Here is a 336-nt window from a genome sequence, read left to right on the forward strand (position 1 = left end):
TCGATCGAGGCCGGCCCCATGGACGACGTGACGGCGACGATTTCGGTCCAGACACCGGCGACACTGCGCGCGGCGGCCGCGATCGTCTCGGTCATGCTCGCCGTCGTGTTGGGATTTACCACCAGTATCCGCACGATCACGCCCTGGTCCGGCGGCGGCCGACATAGAGGATGGCGCCTAGCGTCGCCATGATCACCAGGAAGGAAAACACGGTGGTCACCGTGCCCAGCGCGTAGAGCACCGGCGTGGTGACATTGGTGGTCATGCCGTAGATCTCGAGTGGCAGTGTGTTGAAGGTTCCCGAGGTCATCAGTGTGCGGGCGAACTCATCGTAGG

The 336-nt window shown here is 63.7% G+C and carries 1 protein-coding gene and 1 pseudogene; both read right to left on the reverse strand.

Going from position 1 to position 336, the window contains the following annotated elements; genetic code table 11:
• The coding region (locus tag EN852_RS42810) for an aspartate/glutamate racemase family protein (protein WP_348643529.1) at positions 1-134 on the reverse strand (134 nt) is incomplete at its 3' end.
• A gap of 2 nt (positions 135-136) precedes the next feature.
• Positions 137-336, reverse strand: a pseudogene (locus EN852_RS36140) (ABC transporter permease); the annotation flags it as partial.

Source organism: Mesorhizobium sp. M2E.F.Ca.ET.209.01.1.1 (assembly GCF_004010375.2).
Classification (GTDB): Bacteria; Pseudomonadota; Alphaproteobacteria; order Rhizobiales; family Rhizobiaceae; genus Mesorhizobium.